The sequence below is a fragment of the Anaerobium acetethylicum genome, from assembly GCF_900096945.1.
GTDB classification, from domain to species: domain Bacteria; phylum Bacillota; class Clostridia; order Lachnospirales; family Lachnospiraceae; genus Anaerobium; species Anaerobium acetethylicum.
This window is the reverse complement of sequence record NZ_FMKA01000067.1, coordinates 1-7,328: the sequence shown is the minus strand read 5'-3', so window position 1 is coordinate 7,328 and position 7,328 is coordinate 1. Positions and strand designations below refer to the sequence as shown.

At 37.5% G+C, this 7,328-nt stretch carries 8 protein-coding genes; all 8 read left to right on the top strand.

Features of this window, described 5'->3' with window-relative positions:
• The first annotated feature begins 601 nt into the window (after positions 1–601).
• On the top strand, positions 602–772 hold the full coding sequence (locus BJR36_RS20490; RefSeq protein WP_169823797.1) for a hypothetical protein: 171 nt from the start codon (positions 602–604) through the stop codon (positions 770–772).
• Between the two features lie 183 nt (positions 773–955).
• Positions 956–1,213 (top strand): single-stranded DNA-binding protein, encoded by a 258-nt coding sequence (locus BJR36_RS19445; protein WP_091237093.1) that lies wholly within the window; start codon positions 956–958, stop codon positions 1,211–1,213.
• A 17-nt stretch (positions 1,214–1,230) separates the two neighbouring features.
• A complete protein-coding gene (locus BJR36_RS19440) occupies positions 1,231–2,721 on the top strand; it encodes a DUF1538 domain-containing protein (RefSeq protein WP_169823796.1) in 1,491 nt (496 codons plus the stop codon).
• Positions 2,711–3,379, top strand: coding sequence for a P-II family nitrogen regulator (locus BJR36_RS20485; protein ID WP_169823795.1), 669 nt, complete (start codon positions 2,711–2,713; stop codon positions 3,377–3,379). Before BJR36_RS19440 ends, BJR36_RS20485 begins: the two co-directional genes overlap by 11 nt.
• A 527-nt stretch (positions 3,380–3,906) precedes the next feature.
• Complete coding sequence (gene istA, locus BJR36_RS19435; protein ID WP_091237092.1) at positions 3,907–5,424, top strand: IS21 family transposase; 1,518 nt, start codon at positions 3,907–3,909, stop codon at positions 5,422–5,424.
• The gene (istB, locus tag BJR36_RS19430; RefSeq protein WP_091237091.1) at positions 5,405–6,184 is read left to right on the top strand and encodes an IS21-like element helper ATPase IstB; all 780 of its coding nucleotides are present in this window, start codon (positions 5,405–5,407) and stop codon (positions 6,182–6,184) included. The genes istA and istB overlap by 20 nt, the downstream gene beginning before the upstream one ends.
• Positions 6,185–6,661 (top strand): hypothetical protein, encoded by a 477-nt coding sequence (locus BJR36_RS19425; RefSeq protein ID WP_091237090.1) that lies wholly within the window; start codon positions 6,185–6,187, stop codon positions 6,659–6,661. It abuts the gene before it with no gap.
• Positions 6,662–6,675: 14 nt separating this feature from the next.
• Positions 6,676–7,122: a hypothetical protein gene (locus BJR36_RS19420; RefSeq protein ID WP_091237089.1), complete on the top strand. Its 447-nt coding sequence runs from the start codon at positions 6,676–6,678 to the stop codon at positions 7,120–7,122.
• The last annotated feature ends 206 nt before the right edge of the window (positions 7,123–7,328 follow it).

Below are 7,328 nucleotides of genomic sequence, written 5' to 3'. Positions count from 1 at the left end.
TAAGCGGCAGGAATTAATCAGGTATTAAGAGGAAGAACAGAAAATAATTCGACGTGAAAGAGCGGGAGTAAGAGATTATATTTCGCAAGTCTACAACTGATTGATAAAGCCTTCTATATGTGACTGGTTCTGTTTTGCACAGATAGCAGTTCCAGCAATATTTGCAACACTGATTAAGATTCTGTATAGCAGGAATCATTTCAATATTAATCTGAGTTTTGTTATTTGGTCTTGTCATGAGAGTATTTCTTGCATTTGTAAGGGTAGGAACAGCGTAAGGAGGTGAAGCTTATGCTAGTAGCTGGATTTAAGGAATATTTAAAGAACCGCAGATTTGTGCAGTATTTCTATAAACTGCAAAAACAGATGATTCGTTAGGAGGATGAAGATGCATTTTATACGGGACAAACCATAGGTTGTCTCCGTGTAACCGAATAGAAAGTCTAAGGACTTCCAACTGTATAGTGGATAGGTTTGAAACGGAAAACAACCAAGCCTATCCCTTATAGAAGGAGTGGATAGGCGTCGTAAACAGCTTGAAATATAGCTGTTTTTTTATTACCCATAATTATAACAAATTAGAAAGAATGAGGATTAGAAAATGAAAGAGATTTTTGAACAGTATGGATCAGTAATTATTGCAGCAGTAGCAATCAGCGCATTAGTGGCTATCATCGTAATGATTTTAGCAACAGATGGAGTAGTAGCAAACTCCTTTAAGAACTTGATCGACAGCTTCTTTAACAGAGCAGCAAGCACGATTACTGGTTAATTAAGTGCGTTAGTAAGTACATGATATTTATTACACCAAGAGGATATAACATCCCCTCTTGGTGTAGATAAGAATCAAAAGATGAGTGTATCAGATAATAGATAAAATTTGACGAAATGTTAAAAAACATGTACAATGATGTTGACAACGTGCTTAATGTCGTTGAAGCAAAGGAGAAATTTTATGTTTGATGTAAATGAATTATTAGAAGAAGCTATCAAAGAAACTGATAATTTGGAAGATGAAGAGATTTTCTTAGTGAAAGATTTGTTTAAAGGGTATGTTTGGAACCGAATTGAGGTAAAAGACAGACTCCTATTAGGCACCTTATTCATAAACTATGTTCATAAAGGAAAAAGTAATTTATGTGCAATTGAAAAAACATCATCTCATCAGCAGCAATACAGAAAAAATATCGATTTACAGACTAAAATACAATAAGAAAGGAAGCAAAATATTTGAGTGTATTCGTTACGAAATTAAAAGAAGTTTTATCTTCAGTTCTCCCTATCACAATCATTGTACTAATACTGAATTTTACGTTAACACCTCTTGAGACACCATTAATAATTAGGTTTCTAATTGGTGCAACATTCATTATCTTTGGATTAACAATATTTTTAATCGGAGTAGATATTGGAATTACTCCCATTGGTAATAACATGGGGGCAACAGTTGTAAGGACGAACAAGTTATGGTTCGTAGCCATTGCTGGATTAATACTTGGGTTCTTCATATCTGTTGCTGAACCTGATCTTCATATCTTGGCAGGACAGGTTGATTCTGTTACCTCAGGTCTGATATCTAAAGGAAGCATTGTGGTTGTAGTTTCAATAGGTATTGCTATTATGCTTGCGATAGGCCTTATAAGAATTGTCTTTAATTTTCCATTGTACAAGTTATTAACAATTATATATGGTTTTATTTTTATTCTTGCTTTTTTATGCTCACCAGAGTTCTTGGCAATCTCATTTGATGCATCTGGTGCTACAACTGGAGCTTTAACAGTTCCATTTATTCTGGCACTTGCAATGGGTGTATCAAAAATGAAAAAAGACAGTAAAGCATCCGAAAAGGATAGTTTTGGATTAGTTGCTGTTGCATCAACTGGAGCAATCTTATCTGTTATGTTGATGAGTATTTTATCATCGACAGATGAAATAACAGGTAGTCTTGAACAAGAAAATGTGTCAGATTTGATAATTTACCCGTTTATTCATGAAATACCAAAGATAGCTGGAGAAATAATTATTGCAATATTTCCTATTTTAATACTATTTTTAATATTTCAAAAAATCTCTTTCAAGTTATCAAAGAGGGAAGTAAGAAAAATATTGTTTGGAATATTGTTTACATTTATTGGATTGGTGTTGTTTTTAGTGGGTGTCAATGCTGGTTTTATGGATGTTGGGGCAGCTGTTGGATATAGTGTTGCTTCATTGGATAATAAATTATATGTTGTACTTGTAGGATTCGTATTGGGTGTAGTTACTATACTTGCAGAACCGGCAGTATATGTATTGACACATCAGATAGAGGATGTAACTAGCGGATATGTAAGGAGAAAAGTCGTAATGTTTACGTTGGCAATCGGAGTTGGTATTGCTGTCGCATTATCGATGATTAGAATTCTTATTCCCGAGTTACAGTTATGGCAGTATATTTTACCAGGATATATTATTTCTATAGCAATGAGTTACTTTGTACCAAAGCTTTTCGTAGGTATTGCATTTGATTCTGGAGGGGTTGCATCTGGACCTATGACTGCTACCTTTATTTTGGCCTATGCGCAAGGTGCAGCAGAATCAATTGAAGGTGCAAATGTTTTGGTAGATGGATTTGGAATGATTGCAATGGTTGCTATGACACCTTTAATTGCGTTACAGATATTAGGCTTTATATTTAAGTTGAAATCTAAGAAAGGAGGACTTGAAAGCAATGGAGAATAATAGGGATATTGTAGAGATTGAGTTGATTTGCGTAATTGTTAATTTTGGACTGGGGAGTAAGATTCTGAAAACAGCCAAACATCATGGAATACATGGTGGAACAATAACAATAGCAAAAGGAACTGTGCAAAACAAAATTTGGGATTATATAGGTCTTTCTGATATAAGAAAAGAAATATTATATATGGTTGCAGATAAAGAAACAGCATATCAAGCGTTAGAATTAATAAATCATGAATACAAATTTGACAAACCAAACCATGGCATAGCATTTACAACTTCAATTTGTGCTGCGTTAGGAACAAGGAGCTATAAATGCGAGTATATGAAAAGTGAAAGGGGTGAAGATATAACAATGTATCAAGTGATTACAAGTATCGTTGATAAAGGGAAAGCAGAAGATGTTATTGAAGCAGCAAGCAAAGCAGGCTCAAAAGGTGGTACGGTTGTAAACGGAAGAGGTTCGGGTATACATGAAACAAGTAAACTATTTTCTATGGATATAGAACCAGAAAAAGAAATTGTAATTATTCTTTCGGAAATAAGTATGACAGAAGCAATTGTAGCATCAATTAGAGAAACATTGAATGTTGATGTACCGGGAAAGGGTATTATTTATATTCAGGATACAAATAAAACCTATGGTATCTATAAATAGTATTAAAGGGAGTTTCTATATATTGAATGGAATTAAAGAAGAAATAAGCGGGATAGAGCTGAAAACTAGAGATATCCCGTGAAAACTGAATAAGTAGATTTGAAAAAGTGGAGGGTAAGCGAACAGTCTGCTAATCCACTTTTGTATGGATTGAAAAAATGAACTCATTGAATAGTAACTTAAAAATAGACAGGCCAGTTTGGTACTGTCTATTTTGTTGCTCAAAATATATGTATTTGGAGGATATTTTTATGAAAGAGATTTTTGAACAGTATGGATCTGTAATTATTGCGGCAGTGGCAATCAGCGCATTAGTAGCCATCATCGTGATGCTTTTGTTGATTTATAATTAAAACTGACCCAGGATTTACGAGGAAAATTGACCCACCCTAGAGGGGCAATGAGTAAGTAATCCTGTTTCTGATATACACTGTACTTTGAAAATTTAACACTTAGAATTGACCCACCTCTTTAGGATATATAAAATACCTTCTGTATGCAGCTCATACAGAAAGGAGAAAAAAGAGGTGAAAGATTTGGAAGATTGGGCAGCTGTACAAAAAGTGTACAAGCAGACAAAATCCAAAAGGGCTACTGCAAAAATCCTGGACATTTCCCGAAATACAGTGAAACGTCTTCTTGAGATGACAGAACCACCGGTCTACCACCGGACATCTTATCCGTCAAAGCTTTACGAATACAAGGAACTGATTATTGAATGGCGCCTTGACCCTTATAACTTTAATGGAACGCGTATCTTTCGGGAGTTAAAGGAAAAAGGATACACAGGAAGCATTGGACCCATCTATCGTTTTTTAGGAAAGGTAGATGAAGATGTTGGAAATCACATCAGTAAAAAAGCGACTGTAAGACATGAAAGTCCACCAGGAGATCAGGCACAGTTCGACTGGACCGAATACGAAGTCCTTGTAGGAAACCGTTACCAGAAAGTTTATTGTTTTGCCATGATTCTGGCGGCCTCCCGAAAGAAAGCTGTGTGTTTTTCGTTAAAAGTCGACGCAGAAGCTATTTATGAGGCAATTCAAGAACTATACAAAGATTTAGGGGGCATCACACTGGAACTCCTGATTGATAATCCCAAAGCTCTTGTTATAGAGAACAACCCAAAATCAGAGGATGAAGTAAGATATAATCCGCATGCACTGATGCTGGCAAAACATCTTGGTACTGAATTGAATGCATGCCCCTGCTACTGGCCCCGCAAAAAAGGGAAGATTGAATCCCCATTTAAATACATTGAGGAGCAGTTCATAAAGGGAAAGAACTTTGCAAACATGGAGGATTTAAACCGCAGGGTAAAGCAACAGGTTGATGGCTGGTGTGACCAAAAGCACACCACAACAAAACGGATTCCCAACCAGCATTATCTGCTGGAAGAACAAGCTGTTCTACTGCCATTGCCGAAAAGCAGATATCGGATAAAAAAGATGCAGAACAGAAAAATCAGTCCTGACAGTTTTGTTAGCATTAACAGCAACAAATACAGCGTCCCTGTTAAGTACGTAGGAAAGACCGTGTTATTCCGCATTGTTTATGGCTTTCGGATTGAGCTTTACGATTCGAAAGAAAACTTCATCATGAGTTTTGAGCAGGTGGATAAAAAATATCAGACATTCTCTAATCCAGAGCATTATGAGGCAATCGCACCAAGAGTCAGCACTTCCATTCCACAGATCCGTCGCGACTTCACGCAGAGATACAGCAATGGAGTAAGATATCTGGATGCCGCAGGCCATAAGTTTGACCAGCCGACGCATTATGCCAGAAAGATCATGGAACTGCAGGAACTATACAGTCTGGAAGTCATGGATGTACTGATCGGCATTGCTGTGGATGAAGACCGAATGGATATCAAAGGTTTTAAGGCTCTTCTGAAGGAATACAATGATGGAAAACGGATCCTTGAGCCGATCCAGCAGAAAGATCCTGCTTCTCGTTCAGAGCCGGACCTGGAACTCACACGGGACTGTAGTTATTATGAGGATTATGCGAAGGAGATGTGTTATGCAGACAGCAACAACTGAGGATGCGAAAACTTATGCAGATGAAATGATGAAGCGATTCAAACTGGTAGACATGCGTGAACAGTATTCTGATATCATCGCAGAAGCTGAAGCGAATTCCATTGGATATATGGATTTTTTGATCAGACTTCTGTCTGTTGAGGAAGAAGGAAAAAATGCAAGACGCCAGGAAATGCTGCTTGAAAAAGCGAACTTTGATTCCATCTCATCATTGAAGGATATTGATTATAGTTTTAATCATGCCCTGGACAGAGAAAAAATCGAAGAACTCGGAAAACTGCACTTCCTTACAGCACATGAAAACATCATTATCATCGGACCTCCTGGTGTTGGTAAGAGTATGATTGCAACAGGAATCGGAATGAATGCATGTAATGCAGGTAAACGGGTGCTTTTTGTAAATGCAAAGGAATTGGTAGATAAACTATACGAAAAAATGACAGCGGGCTATCTGGCGGAAACCCTTGAGAAGCTTCGAAAAATAGATCTGCTGATTATTGATGAACTGTCTTATATAAAAATGGACAGAGAAAGAGAGAGCCTGTTTTTCCAGATCATCCGCCAACGATACGAAAAAAGCTCCCTCATTATAACGACCAACCTGCCAATGGGCAGATGGGACGAACTATTTACCGGACAGCTTGCAGCAACTGCCATTCTGGACCGACTGTTGCATCACTGCCATGTGCTTAGTATAACTGGTGACAGCTATCGTGTCAAAGGGTCAAAATTAAGTGTTAAAAATGGAAAGGATATATAAATGGGTACAGTAAGCAAAGAAAAGGCAGCTTATCTTTGGAATGAGCTGACTGAATATGAAAAACATACAAAAATGACAGCAACGGAGCGGGCTGCATTACACGAATGGGTTTTAGAGGGATACAGCGTACATGAGAATGGTTCCATGGCTAGTACGGAATCCGGTGAGCCATGTGATTTCCTTGATGTTTACCGTTATGAAGAAGCGCTCCGGCAGGATCTGAAGAAACTATCAACCAGGGAACAGGAAAACTATCTGGCAAGACTTCGAAACGAAGATACCATTGATAACCTTAGGGAAGATTTTAACGAACTGTTTTTTAAAGCAGAAATATACGAGCAGGTACTTCAGATTTATGGGCTTCTTGAAGAAGCAAAGATTAAAATAAAAAATGCCAAAGAAGGATCTCGTGAACGTGCGAAGCAGTTCGATGAATGGCTGGCTGCACATCCAGATGCAGAGCTGCCATTTAACTGAAGGAGGTGTATACGATGGCAAGATATAAAGTAAAAGATGAGAATTTAAAAGAACTTGCAGAAATTTATAATTTCAAGGGCCGACAGGCTGTTTACGAAATACTGAATTCCCAGTATAGCGTAAAGAATCCATACTTCGTATTCAGAAGAATGTGTGAACATCCTGATTTATCATACGATCCAGAAAGAGATTGTTTTAGAATTGATGAAACACAAAGTGAAGAGAACGTATTCATGAGTATGGAAGAACTCTGCTCACCGATTATTCCGCAACATATCAGCAACAAAGAGCAACAGGAAATTGACAGCCGTCCGGCTGCAATGGACAAGTTGATTCGAGAGTTAATTGGTGATCGTTTGCTTGAACTGAGCAAATATGTCACGATTGATTCGTTAACCAAAAGAATCATCGTAGACAAAACCACACTGACCATGGATGGCTATCAGTTGATTACTCATTAGCAGGGTGGGTCAATTCACAGTGTAAAAAAACAGAAATAACAAAAAAATCTGATCCACCAAAATCAAAACTAAGGTGGGTCAGATTTAAACGAAAAAGTGGGTCAATTTTCCGGTTCTTCCTCACATCTTCGTACAAACCTAATCAGGCTCGTACATAAGTTTTGCAGCTAAAAGCTTTTGACTGCATCGACCATACATTGTGCGTT